We start from the raw sequence: 19,252 nt of genomic DNA, 5'->3' as shown, positions 1-19,252 counted from the left end.
AGCTGCTCATGCGTTTCTCCCCCCAGTGGCGGCGCGACGCAGCGCGCCGAAAGCCAGTCGCCCGGCGACAGCCGTCCCTAGAGCCAGCGCCCCGACACGGCGCGACAGCCGCACGGCCCGCTCGATGTCCGGTACACCGACGGGGCGTCCCGTGGCGTTGAGTACGGGCCGGTGCTCGACGCGCCCCGCGTACGAGAGCGTCCCCCCGAGCCGTACGCCGAGCGCGCCCGCGAACGAGGCCTCCACCGGGCCGGCGTTGGGGCTCGGGTGTTTCGCCGCGTCCGTACGCCAGGCCCGCACCGCACCGCGCGGGTTGCCGCCCGCGGCCACGGCGAGGGCGGCTGTGAGCCGGGCGCCGGGCCATCCGGCGACGTCGTCGAGGCGGGCCGAAGCCCAGCCGTAGCGCAGGTATTTGGCTGATTTGTGCCCCACCATGGCGTCGAGAGTGTTGATGGCGCGGAAGGCCACGAGCCCGGGTACGCCGCCCACGGCGCCCCACACCAGCGCGCCGACGACCGCGTCCGAGGTGTTCTCGGCGACCGACTCGACGACGGCGCGGGCGATCTGCTGTGCGTCCAGGGACTGCGGGTCGCGCCCGCACAGATGGGGAAGGCGTTCGCGGGCCACGTCGATGTCCCCGGCCTCCAGGGCGCCCCCGACGGCCCGCGCCTCGCGGCCCAGCGACGTCCCGCCGACGGCGGCCCAGGTGGCGGCGGCGGTCAGCGCGACAGCGGCGGCGGGGGACCGGCGTACGGCACGGGAAGCCAGCGCGGCGGCACCCGCGGCGCCCCCGGCGCACAGCAAGGTGTGCACCGCGCCCCACCCGCGGTGGTCACGCCACAGCAGGGACTCGACGGCGCCCGCGGCCCGCCCGAAAGCGGCGACCGGGTGTGCCCGGCGAGGGTCGCCGAGCACGAGGTCGCCGATCAGGCCGGCGGTGGCGCCGTACGCGAAGATGCGATCGGCACGCATGGCTCAGCAGGCCGATGCGCCTCGAAGGACTGTCGTACTCGTACTCACAGGGATGACTGAACGGCAGCCGGGCATGGCGTATGTCCTCACTCAGGGTCCGCGCCCTGGTTCGACGTGACCGGCGGTGAGAGTTCCTGGCTCCCGGGGGGCTGTATTTACCGTGTTCCCCCGGTGACAGTGGCGGGACCGCGCCGGATTCGCACCGGACTTCCTCTCCTGCCGCCGTATTGGCTCGGGCAGTCCACCACGCTCCGCGAACCCCGTCAACTTGCTGTTGACCTGCGAAGGGAGAGTGTGTTGGGGCACACAGAAACCGTCCCGCGCCCGGCCGTGAAAGGCGGGGTACGGGACGGTTTCCGGGACTGTTGCGCGGTGCGGAAGCGGTCCCTGGGCGGTGCGTGACTGTCGTCAGAAGACGATCAGGAAGATGCCGTACGACACTGCCGCCGCGCACAGCGCGAAGCAGGCGTACGCGCCGGTGCGCGCCATGACGGCGGAGCCGCCACCCTGGCCCGATGTGCTCTCCTGCTTGGAGAGGCCCACGATGCCGAGGGTGAACAGGCCCACCAGCGAGACGGTGGCCAGGAGGCTGACGCCGAATACGGAGCCGAGAGCTGCCCAGTCGATGTTCATGCGATCTGTCCTTACACCGCGGCCGGGCTGGCCGGCTCGGCGGAGCTGCCGGCCGGGGCCGGGATGGTGGTCTTGAGGTCCTCGGCGGCAGCAGCGGCACCGGCGGTGGGCGGCACGCTGACGGCTGCCATCGCGGTGGTGACGACGCCGGCCGGCTCGCTGTCGGCGTCCACGTCATTGACGTTGGTGTGGTCGACCACCTGGCGGCGGGAGATGAACCAGATCGCGGTGCAGGCGGAGACGAGGAAGACCGCGATGGCCGCGACGCCCCAGTCGCCCTGCTTGGTGACGAACTCCGAACCCGCGGCGACCAGACCGGCGGCCGGCAGCGTCAGACCCCAGGCGACGAACATCCGGGTGGCGGTGGACCAGCGGACCACGCCGCCCTTGCGACCGAGGCCTGCGCCCATCACGGCGCCGGAGCAGGAGTGCGTGGTCGACAGCGAGAAGCCGAGGTTGGACGAGGCGAGGATGACGCTGGCCGCGCTGGTCTGGGCGGCGAAGCCCTGCTGCGGCTGGAGGTCGGTGAGGCCCTTGCCCATGGTGCGGATGATGCGCCAGCCGCCGAGGTAGGTCCCGAGCGCGATCGCGAGACCGGCGGAGAGGATGACCCACATCGGGGGGTTGGAGCCGGGGGAGAGCACACCGCCGGCGACGAGCGCCAGCGTGATGATGCCCATGGTCTTCTGCGCGTCGTTGGTGCCGTGGGCCAGGGAGACCAGGCCCGCCGAGGTGATCTGGCCGGCGCGGTAGCCCTTCGCGGTGGCCTTCGGGTCGGCGTTCCTGCCGATCCTGTACGTCAGCCGGGAGGCGAGGTACGCGGCGAGGCCGGCGACCAGCGGTGCGGCGATCGCGGGGATGAGCACCTTGGTGACGACGGTGCCGCCGTTGACGCCGCTGATGCCGACCGAGGCGATGGTGGCGCCGATCAGGCCGCCCATGAGGGCGTGCGAGGAGCTGGACGGCAGGCCGATCAGCCAGGTCATGAGGTTCCAGAGGATGGCGCCGACGAGCGCCGCGAATATGACCTCGGGAGTGATGCCTGCTTCGGTCACGATCCCGCTGGAGATCGTCTTGGCGACCTCAACGGACAAGAACGCGCCGACAAGGTTGAGCACGGCGGACATGGCCACCGCCGTCTTGGGCTTCAGAGCGCCGGTCGAGATGGTCGTGGCCATCGCGTTGGCGGTGTCGTGGAAACCGTTCGTGAAATCGAACACTAGAGCTGTCACGATCACAATCGCGAGCAGCAAGGTGATGTGTTCCATTTACCCAGGCAATCGTTTGACGTCAGTGGCTTGTGGAACGTAGGCAACCTGGATGAACGGAAGGTGAACTGGGGCGGGCGGTGTGGTGTCCCAAAGTGGCGCCGCCGTTCCGGTTGTGGCCGGAACGGCGGCGATTTCCTGGGCCGTCAGCCCCCTGCGAACCTCTTGAGCTGGGCCATCGACCCATTGAAGAGATTCTGATCACCCGGCAGGCTTCCGCTGCCGTTATCGAACTGCCACATCGTCCAGTACGACCAGCCCGCGGGCAGTGGGCCCGGTGACGCGTTGTAGCGGGCGAGCCACAGCGCATGATTCGAACCGAACGCCCGGCTCTTGCCGGTACACTCGTTCCACCACAGCGTGGTGGTGTAGATGACCGGCCTGCGGCCCGTCCGGCGCTTGACCTCGTTACTGAAGGATCTGATCCAGGAGACCATCTTCGACCTGCTCAGCCCGTAGCACTTGTTCCTGCCGTACGGGTTGTGCTCCAGGTCGACGGCCGGCGGCAGCGTCCGGCCGTCGGCCCGCCAGTGGCCTCCGTTGCGCACGAAGTGCGAGGCCTGTGTCTTCCCGGACGACTTGTCCGGGACGGCGAAGTGGTACGCGCCGCGGATGATCCCGGCATTGCGCGACCCCTTGTACTGCTGGTTGTAGTAGGGATTGCGGTAGCTGTGCGACTCGGTCGCCTTGACGTACACGAACTTCGCGCCCTTGCTCTTCGCCTTCCGCCAGTCGACGTTCCGCTGGTGAGAGGAGACGTCGTGCCCCTTCGGCTTGGTGGCCGCCGAGGCCGGGATCTCGGCGAGAGCGGTGCCCCCCAGGGCGAGGACGGCGGCGGCTGCCCCGATCATCCGGGCGCGACGGAACGGTTTGTGATCACGAGCCATATTTCCCCCCGATGGCGACGTGCATGACAAATGCCGCAGACGCTACTGGAAGATCCACAGATGCCGGTCGATCTCCGGCCAATCCGCCCCAGCGGGTGAAAAGTTCTCTTATGCGGACTTACGGAGTCCCGGGCTCCGTACTACAGTTCGCCGCCACCGGCTGGCAGGATCTGCCGCATGGCTGAGCAGCGGCGGGACGAGCGACAGGGCGAGCGAGAGCGCGAGATCGAGCGGGCGTGGGCCGACCTCGTGGACGCGGCCCGCAGGACAGTGACGGACGGACTCGTCGTCGGCACGTCCGGCAACGTCTCCGTACGCCTCGGTGAACTCGTCCTGGTCACCCCGAGCGGAGTCCCGTACGACCGCCTCGGTCATGGGGACACCGTCGCCGTCGACCTCGACGGGAAACAGGTCTTCGGTGAACTCGCACCGACCAGCGAGCTCCCCATGCACCTCGCGGTCTACCGCAACACCTCCGCCCGGGCCGTCGTGCACACCCACGCCGTCCACGCCACCGCCGTCTCCACCCTCGTCTCCGAGCTCCCCCTCGTGCACTACATGGCCGCGGCCCTCGGCGGCCCCGTCCGCACAGCCCCGTACGCGACGTACGGAACGGAGGAGCTCGCCACGAACATGCTCCGCGCCCTGGAGGACCGCACCGGCGCGCTCCTGCAGAACCACGGCACCGTGACCTACGGAGACACCCTCGACCAGGCCTACGACCGCACCGCCCAGCTGGAGTGGATGTGCAGGCTCTGGCTGACCGCCAGTTCCGTCCCCGGCCGCGAACCTTCGCTGCTCTCCAGCGGGCAGCTGGACGAGGTCAAGGAGAAACTCCGCGGCTACGGCCAGCCCCGCTGACGACCGGACGGCGCCGCCCACTGGCCCTGCGCACCGCCTGTGCGGACACTGGAGCGATGCGTCCGGCGACAGCGGCGGCAGTGGCCGTCACCACACTCATCGGCGTCGGTGCGGCGGCCGTCGCGGTCGGCCGATATGCCGGCCACGCCGCGCTCAACGCATCGCCCGGCCGCCCGCTGCCCTCCGACCCCGGACTCACCGTGCACGCCACGACCGCGGGACAGATCACGCTGACCCGCTGCCTGGCGTCCCTGCGCCCCGGCACGTACGGCATCGAAGGCTCCGGAGTCCACGCGGTCGTCGGCCCCGTCCTCAACGACGTGCCGCACACCGCGGACACCGTCGTACGCCGCCTGGAACGAGTCAGCCACGGCAGACTCGGCACCGGCACGAAGGTGCGGATCACCCCGCAGCTGTACGTCGGCGACCCGCGCACCGCGCTCGGCCTCGACCACGCCGACGTGGACGTGCTGGGCGAACTCGGCGCGCTGCCCGCCTGGTTCGTGCCCGGCATCCGCGACACCTGGATGATCACCGTGCACGGCCTCGGCACCACACGGGAACACCCCATGAACATCATGGGCTTCCTCCACGACCAGCGCCTGCCGGTCCTGGACCTCGCCTACCGCGGCGACCTCGGAGCCCCACGGCCGCCCGGGGGACTCGGCCACCTCGGCGACTCGGAGTGGCGGGACCTGGACGCGGCCATCCGCTACGCGGTGCGGTACGGCGCGCAGCGCGTCATCCTGCACGGCTGGTCCACCGGCGCCGCCATGGCCGTGCACGCCGCGGCGAACTCCGCGCTGCGCCACCACATCTGCGGCCTCGTGCTCGACTCCCCGGTGCTGGACTGGGAAGCCACGGTGCGAGCGCTGGCCACCGCCCGCCGCATCCCGGGAGCGCTGCTCCCGCTCGCGGTCCGGTCCGTACAGGGCAGCACGGGGGTGCACGGCGACCGCCTGCGCGAAGCGGCCGACCCCGAGGCGGTGAGCGTCCCCACGCTGATCTTCCACGGCCCGGACGACGCCCTGGCCCCGTGGCAGCCCTCCCGCGAACTGGCTCGCCTGCGTCCCGAACTGATCACCCTCCACACGGTCCGCGGCGCCCCGCACGCATCGATGTGGAACGCGAACCCAACGGCCTACGAAGAAACCCTCCGCCGCTTCCTCACCCCCTTGATCTAGCCTTGATCCAGCCCCGCGGGTAAGGGGAAAGCCACGACGGCCGCACCTCACCCCGGGCGGAATGTCCCGGTGTCGGACCCCGCCCCGCAGTCCCGCAGCGCCGGCCCTGAACGGCAAGTCCGGTTCCGTTTGGGCTTTCGGGGCGTCAGCGGCGAGACTGCTCCCCGTGACGTCCCGTACCCCGCGCGACTCCAGGCTCCGACTTGTCCGCCCGCGACCCCTCACCGCCTCCCTCCCCCTGACTTCTCAGGGCGGACCCCAGGCCGTGACGAACCGGCGTATCCGGCCGGCCCCGAGGCCCCCCGAGGGCACTCCGCCCCCCGCGGAACTGGCCCGCCAGGCCAGGATCGTGCTCGCCGACGCCGTACGGGTCGCCCGGTGGGCATCTCCGTCACTCCGTGGCGGAAAGTCCCACGCCGAGCCCGGCCAGGCCGGCGCCCTCTCGGCCGCAGCCGTCGAACAGGCCGCGGCCGACCTCGCACTGACCCCGGCTCAGGTACGCGCGGCCTGGGACAGGGCCAGGCTCGCCGGACTCGTCGAACTGCACGGCGACCGCACCCGCCCCGGCTGGCGGCTGAGAGCCTGGGACCGCGACGAGGCGGCCGTGCTGCGCGGCTGGGTCGCGCTCTTCGACGCCTGGTCGATCGTCCACCCCGCACCCGACGGCATCGCAACCACCTCCGTGGCCGAGGTCGTCGAAGCTGTCCCCCAAGTTCTCTCCCTCCTTCAGCTGTCGGCGGGGCCCGTACACGTACCGGCCCTCCTGGACCTGCTGGAGCAGCGCGTCGCCGAGCTCCGCGAAGAGCGCTGCGAGGTCCCGTACGGCCCCCAGCCGTTCCCCGGGCCGGCCGCACCCGCAGAGCACCTCACGCCCGCGGAGCCCCCCGCACCCGACCTGCCGCTCCTCCCTCTCCTCGACTGGGCCCTGGAAGGCATGGCCGCCGTCGGCGCCCTGACCCTCCGGCCCGGACTCGCCACCCTGACCGCTCTCGGCAACTGGGCGGTGTGGGTCAAGCTGGAGCAGATCTGCGTCGCCGCCCAGAGCCCCGCCGGCAACATCGAGCAGTCCGCCGAGGACATGCTGCGCGGCTGCGCCCGCCTGACCCCCGGCCCGGCCCGCGCCGAGTACCGCGCCTGGCTGGCCGCCCGCCCCGTGTCCAGCGCCGTCACCGAACTCCTCGAAGCGGCCCGGGGCGAGGACGCCCTGCTGCGCGGGCTCGCCTTCGAGGCGCTGCGCGTGGTCGGCGCCCCGGCGGAGGCCGACGTGCGCGCCGCCGCCAAGGACAGCTCCCTGCGCCCCTACGCCCTCCTGTGGCTGGCGGAGCACGAGGGCGCCGACCCCGAGGACGCCCACGAGGTCCTCACCCGCCAGGAGTCCACCTGGCTCTGGGTGGACACCGCCGCGGCCGTCGCCGACCACGGTGAGACACAGCTGCTGGTACGCCACCTCGACGCGGCCGTGCAGTCGACCGTCCCGGCCCTGCTCGACGAGGTACGCGCCATAGGCCACCCCCGTACCGTCCAGGTCCTGGTGGCCCTGGCCGCGGCCCACCCGGACCCGGCGCTCGCCAAGGCCGTGCGCAGGGCGGCGTTCCAGGTGCACACCGGCGGGTCGTAGAAGGAAGTCAGCCGCCGATGTCGGGGGTATACGTCCCGAAGCTCCAGACGTTGCCCTCGGCATCCCGCGCCATGAAGTCCCGCGAGCCGTAATCCTGGTCGGTCGGCGGCATCAGGATCTCCACCCCGTGCTCCACGGCCCGCGCATGGAGTGCGTCCACGTCGTCCACCACGACGTACACACCGACCGGTCCCGCGTTCGCCATGACCTTGGCAAAAACCCCCTCCCGGCCGTGCGAGCCCACCATCACCGCGCCGTTGCCGCACGCCAGCTCGCAATGCTCGACGTAGCCGTCCTCACTCTCGTAGAGACTCACCTCGCGGAAGCCGAAAGCGTCCTTCAGCGTCCTGATCGCGGCCTTCGCGTCCTTGTACAGAACCGTCGGATAGATGCTCGGTGCTCCGGTCACGCGGTCCACCTTCTTTCCTCGCTCGTCTCGCCGAATGTGACGTGGATCCCAGTTTTGCACCGCCCACTGACAACGCCCCGCGAGACGTCTCACCGGGCGAAGGTGTCGCACCGCGCCATGTCCCCCGTACGGAATCCCTGCCGGAACCACTGCCGGCGCTGCGCCGCCGAGCCGTGCGTCCAGGACTCCGGCGTCACCCGCCCCCGCGACCGCTCCCGGATCCGGTCGTCACCGACCTCGGCCGCCGCGTCGAGCCCGTCCTCGATGTCCCGGTCCGTCAGCGAGGTGACCAGCGGCAGCCCCGTCGACTCCTCGGGCGTACGCGCCGCCTGCCGTGCCCAGACCCCCGCGTAGCAATCCGCCTGGAGCTCCACCCTCGCCGCGTTGCTGCCCGCGCCCTGCCCGCCGTCCCGCGCCCGGCCCAGCGTGCCCATCAGGTTCTGCACGTGGTGGCCGTACGCGTGCGCCACGACGTACGCCTGCGCGAAGGGGCCGCCGCCGGCCCCGAACGTCGTCCGCAGTTCGTCGAAGAACCCGAGGTCCAGATAGACCTGCCGGTCACCCGGGCAGTAGAAGGGCCCGGCCGCCGACGTGGCCGCACCGCACGCCGTGCCGGCCCGGCCGTCGAAGAACACCGGCCTCGCACCCGCGTACCGGGTACCGCGCCGCACGAACTCCCGGCGCCAGTGGTCCTGCACGCTGTTGACCACCGCCAGGATCCGGCAGTGCTCGTCGGTATTCGCGTCCCGCCCCTTCCGGCAGTTCAGCCGCACCTGCGCCCGGGACGACGACGTACCGCCCGCTTCCGGATCGTCTTCGGAGAGCCCGACCTGCTCGGGCCCGACGCCGAAGAGCACTCCGAGCACCAGCGCGACGAGGCCGACGATGCCACCGCCGATCGTGGCCCTGCCGCCAGGGACCCGGCTGCCGCGCACCTGGCGCACATCGGAGGCGTCCGGACCGGCGTCGTCGTCGAACCGCACGGGCCCACCAACCCTCTGTTCCACGGGGGACGGGAGCCCCGCCGCCCTCCGCCGAGTATCGGCCAGTTCATCCACTTCCGCCCTGTTCCAGGGGTGTTCGGTGGGGACCGGGACAGGGCCGAATGGGGGACCGGCGCACGCCCACCACCGTGTCGGCCGGGCTCCCGGCCCCGCCCCCCACATCCCCGCCGCTACGTTCTGTCCCTGATCCATGGGCGGCGCCACAAGGGGGAAACCGTGACTGCCAGTACGCCGACGGCACCGGCAGCCAGGAACGGGACCCTCCGCCGAGGCATCCGCATCACCCTCACCCTCGCCGCGGCCACCCTGGCCATGCCCCTGGTCACCGCTGCCCACCAGATCCGGCCCACCCCGTACGGCGATCACCTCACCGCCCACACCCCTGCGGTCCGCGCCGACCCGGCCCTGCGCATGAAGGGGCAGGCAGTAGAGGCGTACGACCCCGCCTCCGGCCGGCGCCACTGGACGTACACCCGTGACGGCCGCCGCCCCCTCGCCCTGCGCCCCGCACCCGGCCACGCCTTTGCGCTGTGGAGCGACGGTCTGGTCACCGACACCGCCCGCACCCACGGCCGTACGGTCAACTGGCACCGTGCCGTCCCGGGGCTCTCCGGCTGGCTGGCGGCCGGAGGCACCGGCCGGGCCGCCGACGTCCTGCAGTCGCTCGACCCCGCCTCCGGCATGCTCGCCGTCATCACCCCGCAGCGCATCGCCGCGTACCGCACCATGGACGGTGACCTGCGCTGGGTGCTGCCCGCCGCCCGCGGATGCGCCTTCGAGCCGCGCCGCACAGCCCGTATCGGCGGCGCGCTCCTGGTCGCCCAGCCCTGCGGGCCAACCGCCGCCTGGACCACCGAGCTGGTGGCCGTCGACGATCTCGGCCGGATCGTGCCCGACCGCAGACCGCTCGGCAATGCCCTGCCGGGCGGAGAGGGCCGCGCCAGAAAAGTGGTTGCGGGCGCCCGTTAGACTGGGCCGTATGGCATCTCTCCTTGTGCATTAGCCGGCGTCGAAGAATCACCTCCGCCTGCCCTTCTTCCGCCGTCCATACCGCCCTGGAGTTTTTCCGTGATCACCGCTTCCGGCATCGAGCTGCGCGCCGGCGCCCGCATCCTCATCGAGAACGCGTCCTTCCGTATCGCCAAGGGCGACCGCATCGGCCTCGTCGGCCGCAACGGAGCGGGCAAGACCACCCTCACCAAGTGCCTCGCGGGTGAAGGAACCCCCGCCGGCGGCTCCATCACCAACTCCGGTGAGGTCGGCTACCTCCCGCAGGACCCCCGCACCGGCGACCTCGACGTCCTCGCCCGCGACCGCATCCTCTCCGCCCGCGACCTCGACTCCGTCCTGCGCAAGATGCGCGAGAACGAGGAGCGCATGTCGACCGGCCAGGGCGCGACCCGCGAAAAGGCGATGAAGAAGTACGAGCGCCTGGAGACGGAGTTCCTCACCAAGGGCGGATACGCCGCCGAGGCCGAGGCCGCCACCATCGCCGCCGCGCTCGGCCTGCCCGACCGCGTGCTCGGCCAGCCCCTGCATACGCTCTCCGGCGGTCAGCGCCGCCGCGTCGAGCTGGCCCGCATCCTCTTCTCGGACGCCGACACCCTGCTCCTCGACGAGCCCACCAACCACCTCGACGCCGACTCGATCGTCTGGCTCCGGGACTACCTCAAGACGTACCGCGGCGGCTTCATCGTGATCTCGCACGACGTCGACCTCGTCGAGACCGTCGTCAACAAGGTCTTCTACCTGGACGCCAACCGCTCGCAGATCGACATCTACAACATGGGCTGGAAGCTTTACCAGCAGCAGCGCGAGGCCGACGAGAAGCGCCGCAAGCGCGAGCGTCAGAACGCCGAGAAGAAGGCCGCCGCCCTCAACTCGCAGGCCGACAAGATGCGCGCCAAGGCCACCAAGACCGTCGCCGCGCAGAACATGGCCAAGCGCGCCGAGCGCCTGCTGTCCGGACTCGAAGCGGTACGCGTCTCCGACAAGGTCGCCAAGCTGCGCTTCCCCGAGCCCGCCCCCTGCGGCAAGACCCCGCTGACCGCCGAGGGCCTATCGAAGTCGTACGGATCCCTGGAGATCTTCACCGACGTCGACCTGGCCATCGACAAGGGCTCGCGCGTCGTCATCCTCGGCCTCAACGGCGCGGGCAAGACCACGCTGCTGCGCCTGCTCGCGGGCGCGGAGAAGCCCGACACGGGCGAGGTGACCCCGGGCCACGGTCTCAAAATGGGCTACTACGCCCAGGAGCACGAGACCCTCGACCCGGACCGCAGCGTCCTGGAGAACATGCGCTCGGCCGCGCCCGACCTCGACCTCGTCGAGGTACGCAAGACGCTCGGCTCGTTCCTCTTCACCGGCGACGACGTCAACAAGCCGGCGGGGGTCCTCTCCGGCGGCGAGAAGACCCGTCTCGCGCTGGCCACCCTGGTTGTCTCCTCGGCCAACGTCCTGCTGCTCGACGAGCCGACGAACAACCTCGACCCCGCCAGCCGCGAAGAGATTCTCGGCGCCCTGCGCACGTACAAGGGCGCGGTCATCCTGGTCACCCACGACGAGGGCGCGGTCGACGCGCTGGAACCGGAGCGGATCATTCTGCTGCCGGACGGCGTCGAGGACCTGTGGGGTCCGGACTACAAGGACCTCGTCGCGCTGGCCTGAGTGCCCCCTGATCCACTTCTGATCCACTCCTGATCCACTTCCTCTGGATCATTCGGCCTACGGGTGATCCCTCATCTGAGGTAGTGGCTCTCGTACCCCGGCGTGTCAGCCACCGGATTGCGGCCCGTCCCTCGCGGGGCGGGCCCTTTCTGTCCCCCTGATCTTTTGGGGGCGCTGACCTGGTGATTCTTTCCGTGCCCCCGTTCGGCCGTACGAACCGAGACGTGCGGAACCCTTGATTCCACTTGTGGCGGGCGGTTCTTGTCCGGGAACGTTGTTGTACGGACCTTGCCGAATGGGTGGCCAGGAAGCCCTGGAGGGGTGATCATGAGAGTCCAGAGCGCACTTCCTTGAGGAGGCACGGGTGGCCGAGACTCTTAAGAAGGGCAGCCGGGTAACCGGCGCCGCGCGCGACAAGCTCGCGGCAGACCTGAAGAAGAAGTACGACTCCGGTGCGAGCATCCGGGCGCTGGCCGAAGAGACCGGCCGCTCCTACGGGTTCGTACACCGGATGCTCAGCGAGTCCGGAGTCACGTTGCGGGGACGCGGCGGGGCGACGCGAGGCAAGAAGGCCGCTTCGGCCTGACGGTCGCAGGCGGACTCGGCTCACCGGTTTCGGCGGTGGCCACCCGGTCGGTCGCACGATCGCCCGGGTGGTTACTGTGCAGTCACTTATCTGCACTGCCCGACTGCCACCCGAACCGGAGGCGCCACATGGCTTCGCTCGACCCTGTGCTGGACAAGGACGGCGTACGACTCACCGTCGAAGACGCTGTTGCCACGGTGACCCTGACCAATGCGGCCAAGCGCAACGCTCAGTCTCCCGCTCTGTGGCGGGCGTTGACAGAAGCCGGACGGTCACTTCCGGGCGACGTGCGGGTCGTGGTGCTGCGCGGCGAGGGCAAGTCCTTCTCCGCCGGCCTGGACCGGCAGGCGTTCACCCCCGAGGGGTTCGACGGTGAGCCGTCCTTCCTCGATCTCGCACGTGGTTCCGACGAAGACCTCGACAAGGTCATCGCCGAGTACCAGGACGCGTTCACCTGGTGGCGGCGCAATGACCTCGTCACCGTCGCCGCCGTACAGGGCCACGCCATCGGCGCGGGCTTCCAGCTCGCCCTCGCGTGCGACCTGCGGGTCGTCGCCGAGGACGTGCAGTTCGCCATGCGCGAGACCAGCCTCGGTCTCGTCCCCGACCTCACCGGTACGCACCCGCTGACCGGCCTCGTCGGGTACGCCCGCGCGCTGGAGATCTGCGCCACGGGACGCTTTGTCCACGCGGCGGAGGCGGAGCGTATTGGCCTCGCCAACCTCGTCGTGCCCGCCGAGGAACTCGACGGCGCGGTACGTGACTTGGCGGGTGCGCTGCTGGCTGCGCCGCGGGATGCGGTGATCGAGACGAAGGCGCTGCTGCGGGGGGCGTCCGACCGTACGTACGAGGAGCAGCGGGTGGCGGAGCGGGCGGCGCAGGCGCGCAGGCTGCGTGACTTGGCGGGGCTTGCGGATTAGGTTCGGGTAGCGGGCGGGTGCGTGCTGCTGGGTGCGGTGCGCGGCGCCGGGTTGCCTGCGGCACCTTCCCCTACCCGCCCCTTTCCCGAGTCTGGGGGCAAGCCCCCAGACCCCGGGACGCCCTTCGGGTGTGTCCTCAAACGCCGGACGGGCTGAAATACCCAGCCCCTGGGGGTCCCCCCTGGACGTAGTCCTTGGGGGAGTTTGAGGAGCGGGGTCTGGGGCGGAGCCCCAGTCCGGGAAGGCGCGGGTAGGGGAAAAGCCCGCCGCAGGCGCACCCCGTTCAGTCGACGCCCGTCACCACCACAGTCACCGTCACGCCCCCGCCCTGCGCCTGGGCCACCGCCTCGCGCACCGCCCGCGCCACCTCCAGCGGCCTGTGCCCCGCTGCCGTCGCCAGCTCCACCCGGACATGGCCGTCGGCGACATGCACCGGCGCCCCCAGCGTGCTGGTCAGCCGCCCCACCCCGGGGGCGGCCGCCGCTGCCGAGGCGATGCCGGCCAGGGGACCGGCCTGCGGCCCCGCCTCTCCCTCCTCCGGAGGAGCCGCGGCCGCAGCAGAGTCCCGCGCCGCACCCCCCGGCCCCGCATCGAGCAGGTCCGTCACCCGCAGGTCCACCTCCGTGATCACGAGCCCCAGCCGGCCCGACGCCACTTCCCACAACACCTCGCGCAGCCCCTCCGCCGTCAGCGGAAGCGGCTCGTCCGCCGTGGCCGCGAAGTCCGCATCGATACGCAGCGGCCCGGGCGGCAGGGCCCCCGGCGGCGGCGGTACGGCGGGGGCCTCGACCGTTTCCGGATCGGCGAGCCCGATCCGTAGTGCCCCCAGGGCGACCCCCGGGAGTTCCCCCGCCGCGCGCCGCAATACCGAGTCCGCCGCCTGCTCCGCCAGCCACGCGCCGTCCGCCGCCCTACCCAGCGGCAGCAGCCTGCCCAGGCCCAGTCGCTGCCGTACTGCCCGAGTCAATCCGTCAGGTGCCATTCCTCCAGCCTGCCGCACTCATGGCGCGAGATCGGGCAACCGAACCTAATCTGGGCAATGGAGTCCAGTACCGCTCGGAAGGGACGAACGGCGATGACTGACACCAGCGACGAGACCAAGAAGACCTCCGTGACCAAGCGGGGCGGTGGCGATCCGGGTTCCCGTGGCCGTACCACCATCGCCGACGGCGTGGTGGAGAAGATCGCCGGCCTCGCGGCCCGCGACGTACTCGGCGTACACGCCATGGGCAGCGGCCTCTCCCGGACCTTCGGGGCAGTCCGCGACCGCGTGCCGGGTGCCGGAGCCGGAGCCAGAGCCGTCTCCCGGGGCGTGAAGGCCGAGGTCGGCGAGGTGCAGACAGCGCTCGACCTGGAGATCGTCGTCGAGTACGGCGTCTCGATCGCCGATGTCGCCCGCGCCGTACGCGAGAACGTCATCTCGGCCGTGGAACGCATGACGGGCCTCGAAGTGGTCGAGGTCAATATCGCGGTCAGCGATGTGAAGCTGCCCGACGAGGAAGAGGAAGAGGCCGAGCCACGTATCCAGTAGGCCGCCTGTTTCAGTCGGACAGCCCACTAGGAGGAGGAGCGCAGGATGAGCATGGCTGTGGTCGGCCTGTTGGCCGGTATGGCGCTCGGTTTCGCCGGGTATTTCGGTGGCTTCGGAGCCTTTCTGCTGGTGGCAGCCCTGGGCGCGATCGGTTACGTACTCGGCCGGTTCGCCGACGGCGACCTCGAACTCGGCGACTTCTTCCGTGTCCGCGAGCGCGGCGAACGGCAGAGGTGACCCGGGATGGACGCCGCCGGTCGGGTCGCTGATGGTCAAGTCCCGGCCGGGGAGGCCCCAGCAGGCCGGGTCGCGGCGGCCGAGCGCGGTGCGACGCGTATCGCCGACCGGGTCGTCGCGAAGATCGCCGCACAGGCGGCGCGCGAGGCGCTCGCCCAGGTGCCCGACGGCCAGCCGGGCAGGGACCGGGGCAAGGAGCCGCACGCCGCGGTGACCGTGCGCCATGACACGGCGCGGGTACGGATCAGTCTCGAACTCGGCTATCCCTCCGACATCGGCGGGCAGTGCGGCACGGTGCGTCGCCAAGTCGCGCAGCGGGTAAAGGCCTTGGCGGGGATGGAAGTGCCCGAGGTGTCGGTTCAGGTCGAGCGCCTCCACTCGGCGTCCCAGGCACGCCGCGCGGACCGCGGGAGGATCCGATGAGTGAACCCGACAGCACGACGCGGCGGATCCCCGTCGTCGAACGCGAACAGTCCGCGTCCGCCGCGGACTTCAACCCGGTGCCGACCCTCGGGGATGACGACGACGGGAAGACCGGACGCTTCTGGTCCAAACGCCGGGTGCCGGCCGGGCTGCTCGCCCTCGTGGTTCTCGGCGCGGCCGGCCTGCTGCTGTACGACATCGCCGCTGTACGGGCCGAACACCCCGCGATGCGCTGGCGCCGCGAGCTGGCGGACGACCTCGCGACCCGCCCCCTGGACGACACGTGGGTATTCACCGGGGCGGGCGTCGCCGTGGCGCTCGGCCTGTGGCTGCTGGTGCTGGCCGTCACGCCCGGTCTGCGGGCCATTCTGCCGATGCGGCGGCCCTCGGAGGACGTCCGGGCGGGGCTCGACCGGTCGGCGGCGGCGCTCGTGCTGCGTGACCGGGCCATGGAGGTCTCCGGCGTGCAGTCGGTGCGGGTGCAGGTGGGGCGCTCCAAGGTTTCCGTGAACGCCGTGTCCCACTTCCGTCAACTCGACGATGTACGCAGCGACTTGGACACCGCGCTCGGCGTCGGTATCCGGCAGCTCGGCCTCTCCGACCCGCCGAGGCTGTCCGTGCACGTCGGCCGCCCGGACAAGAAGGGGTGACGGGGCGATGTCCATGAAGGCCAACCGTGTCCTGCTCGGGCTCGCGGGCCTGGCCCTGATCGTCGTCGGCGGCGCGGTGCTCGCCGCCGGAGCCGGGCTGTCCGTACCGTCCTGGTGGCCGTTCGACGGGCCTGACGACGTACTGCTGAGCGAGTCGGGCCGTAAGCGGTGGCGGGACGAGACGTGGTGGTGGCCCACGGTCTTCGCGGTTCTCACCGCGGTGGTCCTGCTCGCACTGTGGTGGCTGCTGGCCCAGCTGCGCCGGTCGCGGCTGGCGGAGGTGCTGGTCGACAGCGGCGACGGCGAGGGGGCGCTGCTGCGGGGGCGGGCGCTGGAGGCCGTGCTCGCGAGCGATGCGGAGGCGGTGGAGGGGGTGGAGCGGGCCCGCGTAAGGCTGACGGGCCGCCGGACCATGCCACGGGCCCGGATCACCCTGACCCTCGCGCCGTACGCGGAACCGGCGGCGGCGCTGTCGGGGGTTACGCGGGAGGCGCTGGCCCGGGCGCGGGATTCGGCGGGCCTGGAGACGCTGCCGGCGGAGATCCGCCTGCGAGAGGTCAAACACCGCGCCCAGCGCGTGACCTGACGCGGAACGCGTCCGCGCGCCGCCGGTAACTTTCCCCCACCCCGCCCCTTCCTGAAACCGGGGCGCTGCCCGGTCCTCCGCCAACGGCGCTGAGCCGCCCACCGGAGGCGCTCACCGCCCCATCGGCCCCTGCACGGGTGGGCGGGGTGGGGCAGGACCGGCCGCAGGCCGGGAGCACCGCCCACCGGCCTGCGGGTGCGGCCCGGCACCCGCGGCCCGGCGGACGGAGTCCGCCGCACGTAAAAAGGAGGGGGCTAGAAGCCGTGGCGTGCGCCGCCGTCGATCGGGAGCATCACGCCCGTCACGTACGACGCCGCGGGCGACATCAGGAACGCCGCCGCCCTGCCGAACTCCTCCGGCCTCCCGTAGCGGCCCAACGGCACGCGGGACTCGCTCCTCGCCCGCGCCGCGTCGCTGTCTCCCGAGAGCGCGTCGAGCTGGCGCACCCGGTCCGTGTCGATGCGGCCAGGCAGCAGGCCTACGACGCGGATGCCGCGCGGGCCCAGGTCGACGGAGAGCGACTTCGCGAAGCCGGCCAGGCCCGGCCGCAGGCCGTTGGAGATGGTGAGGCCGGGGATGGGTTCGTGGACTGAGCCGGACAGGACGAAGCCGATGACTCCGCCCTCCGTGAGCGAGGAAGCCGCGGCGCGTGCCAGCCGTACCGCGCCCAGGAAGACGGAGTCGAAGGCTGCCTGCCACTGCTCGTCCGTGTTGTCGGCGGCGCTGCCCGGCGCAGGCCCGCCGACGCTGATGAGGATGCCGTCGAACCGCCCGAAGTGCGCACGGGCAGCGCCGATCAGGCGCTCAGCAGCCCCCGGGTCGGCATTGTCCGCGGCGATACCGACCGCGTTCGGGCCGAGTTCGGCGGCGGCGTCCGCGACCGCCTTCTCGTCGCGGCCGGTGAGGACGACCTTCGCGCCGTCGTCCGTCAGCTGCCGCGCGGAGGCGAAGCCGAGCCCACGGCTGGCTCCGGTCACGACGTACACGCGGTCCTTCAGTTCAAGATCCATGGGGCTATCCTGCCGTCTCTTCCCCCGTCAGGGCGAGGGCCGATACGACCAGTCCGATATGGCTGTAGGCCTGGGGGAAGTTGCCGAGCTGGCGCCCGGTGGCCGCGTCGTACTCCTCGGCCAGCAGCCCCACGTCGTTGCGCAGCGACAGCAGCCGTTCGAAAAGCTCGCAGGCCTCCTTCTCGCGCCCGGTCAGCCGCAGCGCGTCGACCAGCCAGAACGAGCAGGCCAGGAAGGCCCCTTCCGAGCCGGGCAGCCCGTCGACCGCGATCCGGTCCCTGCGGTCCGTGGTGTAGCGGCGGATGAAGCCGTTGTGGGCGAGCCCGGTCCGTACCGCCTCGATCGTGCCGAGGACCCGGGGATCGTCGGGCGGCAGGAAGCCGAGCCGGGGGATGAGCAGCGTGGCGGCGTCCAGTTCGGTGGAGCCGTACGACTGCGTGAAGGTGTTGCGCTCCGGGTCGAACCCCTTCTCGCAGACCTCCCGGTGCACCTCGTCGCGCATCGCCCGCCACCGGTCGGCGTCGCCGCGCAGTGTCGGATGCTCCTCCAGGGCGCGTACGGCCCGGTCGGCCGCGACCCACGCCATCACCTTGGAGTACACGTAATGGCGGCGCGGCCCTCTGACTTCCCACAGGCCCTCGTCCGGCTCGCGCCACGTGGATTCCAGGAAGCCGAGCAGGCTGAGCTGCAGGTTCCAGGCGTGCGGCTTGGCGACCAGGCCCGAAGACCTGGCCAGGTGGAGGGAGTCGATGACCTCTCCGTACACGTCGAGCTGGAGCTGCTTGACGGCTTCATTGCCGATACGGACGGGGGCGGACCCCTCGTACCCGCGCAGCCACGGCAGCTCCACCTCGGGAAGCCGGCGCTCGCCGGAGATCCCGTACATGATCTGCAGGTCGGCGGGGTCGCCCGCCACCGCCCGCAGCAGCCAGTCGCGCCAGGCGGCGGCCTCGTCGAGGTAGCCGGCGGAGACGAGGGCACTGAGGGTGAGGGTGGAGTCGCGCAGCCAGCAGAAGCGGTAGTCCCAGTTGCGGACGCCGCCGATCTCCTCGGGGAGCGAGGTGGTGGGGGCGGCGACGATGCCGCCGGTCGGGGCGTACGTCAGGGCCTTGAGGGTGATGAGGGAGCGCTGTACGGATTCGGCGTACGGGCCGGCGTAGCGGCAGCGCGACGACCACTCCTCCCAGTCCTCGACGCTGTGCTCGAGCGCCTCGAAGGGGTCGATGAACTCCGGCTGCGGTTCGTGCGACGGGTGCCAGGTGAGGACGAACGCGATCCGCTCGCCCTCGGTGACGGTGCACGACGAGCAGGTGCTGAACTGCTGGCCCCACGTCTTCACCCGGTCCTCGGGACCGCTGCGGAGCCATACGGCGTCGGGCCCCGCGACGGCCACCCGGTGGCCCTTCGAGCGGCGCATCCACGGCACGATGTTGCCGTAGTCGAAGCGCAGCCGGAGCGTGGAGCGCATCGACACCGTGCCGGAGATGCCCTCGATGATCCGTACGACGTCGGGGGCCTTGTCGCGCTGCGGCATGAAGTCCGTGACCTTGACCGTGCCGGAGCGGGTCTCCCAGACAGACTCCAGGACGAGGGTGTTGCCCCGGTAGGCCCGGCGGGTGCAGTTGCCCGCGCCGTTGGGGGCGATGCGCCAGTGGCCGTTGTCCTTGTCACCGAGCAGCGCGGCGAAACAGGCCGCCGAGTCGAAGCGGGGCAGGCAGAGCCAGTCGATGGAGCCGTCCCTGCCGACCAGCGCTGCCGTCTGCAGGTCCCCGATGAGCGCGTAGTCCTCGATGAGTTGGGTCACGC

21 protein-coding genes and 1 riboswitch are annotated in these 19,252 nt (G+C 71.4%); of the genes, 12 read left to right on the top strand and 9 right to left on the bottom strand.

The genetic code is table 11. The annotated features are described in order from the left end of the window. Positions 1-6 precede the first annotated feature (6 nt). The 4 genes from J7I98_RS00340 to J7I98_RS00325 form a co-directional block, all read right to left on the bottom strand. A complete protein-coding gene (locus tag J7I98_RS00340; protein WP_214914228.1) occupies positions 7-972 on the bottom strand; it encodes a cobalamin biosynthesis protein in 966 nt (321 codons plus the stop codon). A gap of 107 nt (positions 973-1,079) precedes the next feature. Beyond that, positions 1,080-1,234: riboswitch (cobalamin riboswitch) on the bottom strand. A gap of 146 nt (positions 1,235-1,380) precedes the next feature. Continuing rightward, positions 1,381-1,605, bottom strand: coding sequence for a hypothetical protein (locus J7I98_RS00335; RefSeq protein ID WP_214914226.1), 225 nt, complete (start codon positions 1,603-1,605; stop codon positions 1,381-1,383). Positions 1,606-1,616: 11 nt separating this feature from the next. After that, the gene (locus J7I98_RS00330; protein ID WP_214914223.1) at positions 1,617-2,873 is read right to left on the bottom strand and encodes an inorganic phosphate transporter; all 1,257 of its coding nucleotides are present in this window, start codon (positions 2,871-2,873) and stop codon (positions 1,617-1,619) included. 146 nt (positions 2,874-3,019) lie between these two features. Then, on the bottom strand, positions 3,020-3,760 hold the full coding sequence (locus J7I98_RS00325) for a lysozyme (protein WP_214914221.1): 741 nt from the start codon (positions 3,758-3,760) through the stop codon (positions 3,020-3,022). 177 nt (positions 3,761-3,937) lie between these two features. On the opposite strand from J7I98_RS00325, the gene J7I98_RS00320 reads away from it, so the two are divergent. The 3 genes from J7I98_RS00320 (at position 3,938) to J7I98_RS00310 (ending at position 7,423) form a co-directional block, all read left to right on the top strand. Beyond that, a complete protein-coding gene (locus J7I98_RS00320; RefSeq protein WP_214914218.1) occupies positions 3,938-4,621 on the top strand; it encodes a class II aldolase/adducin family protein in 684 nt (227 codons plus the stop codon). A 56-nt stretch (positions 4,622-4,677) separates the two neighbouring features. Next, a complete protein-coding gene (locus J7I98_RS00315; protein ID WP_214914215.1) occupies positions 4,678-5,805 on the top strand; it encodes an alpha/beta hydrolase in 1,128 nt (375 codons plus the stop codon). Positions 5,806-6,070: 265 nt separating this feature from the next. Then, positions 6,071-7,423, top strand: a complete 1,353-nt coding sequence (locus J7I98_RS00310; RefSeq protein ID WP_308377606.1) for a hypothetical protein — start codon at positions 6,071-6,073, stop codon at positions 7,421-7,423. A gap of 7 nt (positions 7,424-7,430) precedes the next feature. On the opposite strand, the gene J7I98_RS00305 is transcribed toward J7I98_RS00310, so the two are convergent. Both J7I98_RS00305 and J7I98_RS00300 read right to left on the bottom strand, forming a co-directional pair. After that, positions 7,431-7,832, bottom strand: a complete 402-nt coding sequence (locus tag J7I98_RS00305) for a VOC family protein (RefSeq protein ID WP_308377604.1) — start codon at positions 7,830-7,832, stop codon at positions 7,431-7,433. A gap of 89 nt (positions 7,833-7,921) precedes the next feature. Then, a complete protein-coding gene (locus J7I98_RS00300; RefSeq protein WP_214914185.1) occupies positions 7,922-8,815 on the bottom strand; it encodes a neutral zinc metallopeptidase in 894 nt (297 codons plus the stop codon). Between the two features lie 237 nt (positions 8,816-9,052). Between J7I98_RS00300 and J7I98_RS00295 the strand changes: the two genes are divergently transcribed. The 4 genes from J7I98_RS00295 (at position 9,053) to J7I98_RS00280 (ending at position 13,009) form a co-directional block, all read left to right on the top strand. After that, positions 9,053-9,805 carry a hypothetical protein gene (locus tag J7I98_RS00295; protein WP_308377602.1) on the top strand — a complete coding sequence of 251 codons (753 nt, stop codon included), beginning with the start codon at positions 9,053-9,055 and terminating at the stop codon, positions 9,803-9,805. Positions 9,806-9,904: 99 nt separating this feature from the next. Then, complete coding sequence (locus J7I98_RS00290) at positions 9,905-11,503, top strand: ABC-F family ATP-binding cassette domain-containing protein (RefSeq protein WP_214914182.1); 1,599 nt, start codon at positions 9,905-9,907, stop codon at positions 11,501-11,503. A gap of 364 nt (positions 11,504-11,867) precedes the next feature. After that, positions 11,868-12,089 (top strand): helix-turn-helix domain-containing protein, encoded by a 222-nt coding sequence (locus tag J7I98_RS00285; protein WP_006123601.1) that lies wholly within the window; start codon positions 11,868-11,870, stop codon positions 12,087-12,089. A gap of 128 nt (positions 12,090-12,217) precedes the next feature. Continuing rightward, entirely contained in the window at positions 12,218-13,009 is a 792-nt protein-coding gene (locus J7I98_RS00280) for an enoyl-CoA hydratase/isomerase family protein (RefSeq protein WP_214914179.1), read from the top strand. Positions 13,010-13,292: 283 nt separating this feature from the next. Here the strand turns inward: J7I98_RS00280 and J7I98_RS00275 are convergent, their stop codons facing one another. Further along, positions 13,293-13,991 (bottom strand): hypothetical protein, encoded by a 699-nt coding sequence (locus tag J7I98_RS00275; RefSeq protein ID WP_214914176.1) that lies wholly within the window; start codon positions 13,989-13,991, stop codon positions 13,293-13,295. A gap of 93 nt (positions 13,992-14,084) precedes the next feature. Between J7I98_RS00275 and J7I98_RS00270 the strand changes: the two genes are divergently transcribed. Genes J7I98_RS00270 through amaP form a run of 5 tightly spaced genes read left to right on the top strand, consistent with a single transcriptional unit; the run spans position 14,085 to position 16,436 of the window. Beyond that, complete coding sequence (locus J7I98_RS00270; RefSeq protein ID WP_214914173.1) at positions 14,085-14,540, top strand: Asp23/Gls24 family envelope stress response protein; 456 nt, start codon at positions 14,085-14,087, stop codon at positions 14,538-14,540. Between the two features lie 45 nt (positions 14,541-14,585). Continuing rightward, complete coding sequence (locus J7I98_RS00265) at positions 14,586-14,777, top strand: hypothetical protein (protein ID WP_214914170.1); 192 nt, start codon at positions 14,586-14,588, stop codon at positions 14,775-14,777. 6 nt (positions 14,778-14,783) lie between these two features. Continuing rightward, positions 14,784-15,200 carry an Asp23/Gls24 family envelope stress response protein gene (locus J7I98_RS00260; protein WP_214914167.1) on the top strand — a complete coding sequence of 139 codons (417 nt, stop codon included), beginning with the start codon at positions 14,784-14,786 and terminating at the stop codon, positions 15,198-15,200. Continuing rightward, a complete protein-coding gene (locus tag J7I98_RS00255; RefSeq protein WP_214914165.1) occupies positions 15,197-15,850 on the top strand; it encodes a DUF6286 domain-containing protein in 654 nt (217 codons plus the stop codon). Before J7I98_RS00260 ends, J7I98_RS00255 begins: the two co-directional genes overlap by 4 nt. A gap of 7 nt (positions 15,851-15,857) precedes the next feature. Then, a complete protein-coding gene (amaP, locus tag J7I98_RS00250) occupies positions 15,858-16,436 on the top strand; it encodes an alkaline shock response membrane anchor protein AmaP (RefSeq protein WP_214914162.1) in 579 nt (192 codons plus the stop codon). A gap of 254 nt (positions 16,437-16,690) precedes the next feature. On the opposite strand, the gene J7I98_RS00245 is transcribed toward amaP, so the two are convergent. Both J7I98_RS00245 and J7I98_RS00240 read right to left on the bottom strand, forming a co-directional pair. Then, positions 16,691-17,446: an SDR family oxidoreductase gene (locus tag J7I98_RS00245; RefSeq protein WP_214914159.1), complete on the bottom strand. Its 756-nt coding sequence runs from the start codon at positions 17,444-17,446 to the stop codon at positions 16,691-16,693. Between the two features lie 4 nt (positions 17,447-17,450). Beyond that, complete coding sequence (locus J7I98_RS00240) at positions 17,451-19,250, bottom strand: glycoside hydrolase family 15 protein (protein WP_214914156.1); 1,800 nt, start codon at positions 19,248-19,250, stop codon at positions 17,451-17,453. Between the last annotated feature and the right edge of the window lie 2 nt (positions 19,251-19,252).

Origin of the sequence: Streptomyces sp. ISL-98 (assembly GCF_018614055.1) — a bacterium.
GTDB lineage: Bacteria > Actinomycetota > Actinomycetes > Streptomycetales > Streptomycetaceae > Streptomyces > Streptomyces spiramyceticus.
The sequence above is the reverse complement of the archived record's forward strand: the minus strand, read 5'-3'. Positions and strand labels throughout refer to the sequence as shown.

Coding starts and splice junctions, on each gene's coding strand:
- J7I98_RS00340 (WP_214914228.1), bottom strand. CDS start 972: ATGCGTGCCGATCGCATCTTCGCGTACGGCGCCACCGCCGGCCTGATC.
- J7I98_RS00335 (WP_214914226.1), bottom strand. CDS start 1,605: ATGAACATCGACTGGGCAGCTCTCGGCTCCGTATTCGGCGTCAGCCTC.
- J7I98_RS00330 (WP_214914223.1), bottom strand. CDS start 2,873: ATGGAACACATCACCTTGCTGCTCGCGATTGTGATCGTGACAGCTCTA.
- J7I98_RS00325 (WP_214914221.1), bottom strand. CDS start 3,760: ATGGCTCGTGATCACAAACCGTTCCGTCGCGCCCGGATGATCGGGGCA.
- J7I98_RS00320 (WP_214914218.1), top strand. CDS start 3,938: ATGGCTGAGCAGCGGCGGGACGAGCGACAGGGCGAGCGAGAGCGCGAG.
- J7I98_RS00315 (WP_214914215.1), top strand. CDS start 4,678: ATGCGTCCGGCGACAGCGGCGGCAGTGGCCGTCACCACACTCATCGGC.
- J7I98_RS00280 (WP_214914179.1), top strand. CDS start 12,218: ATGGCTTCGCTCGACCCTGTGCTGGACAAGGACGGCGTACGACTCACC.
- J7I98_RS00275 (WP_214914176.1), bottom strand. CDS start 13,991: ATGGCACCTGACGGATTGACTCGGGCAGTACGGCAGCGACTGGGCCTG.
- J7I98_RS00270 (WP_214914173.1), top strand. CDS start 14,085: ATGACTGACACCAGCGACGAGACCAAGAAGACCTCCGTGACCAAGCGG.
- J7I98_RS00265 (WP_214914170.1), top strand. CDS start 14,586: ATGAGCATGGCTGTGGTCGGCCTGTTGGCCGGTATGGCGCTCGGTTTC.
- J7I98_RS00260 (WP_214914167.1), top strand. CDS start 14,784: ATGGACGCCGCCGGTCGGGTCGCTGATGGTCAAGTCCCGGCCGGGGAG.
- J7I98_RS00255 (WP_214914165.1), top strand. CDS start 15,197: ATGAGTGAACCCGACAGCACGACGCGGCGGATCCCCGTCGTCGAACGC.
- amaP (WP_214914162.1), top strand. CDS start 15,858: ATGTCCATGAAGGCCAACCGTGTCCTGCTCGGGCTCGCGGGCCTGGCC.
- J7I98_RS00245 (WP_214914159.1), bottom strand. CDS start 17,446: ATGGATCTTGAACTGAAGGACCGCGTGTACGTCGTGACCGGAGCCAGC.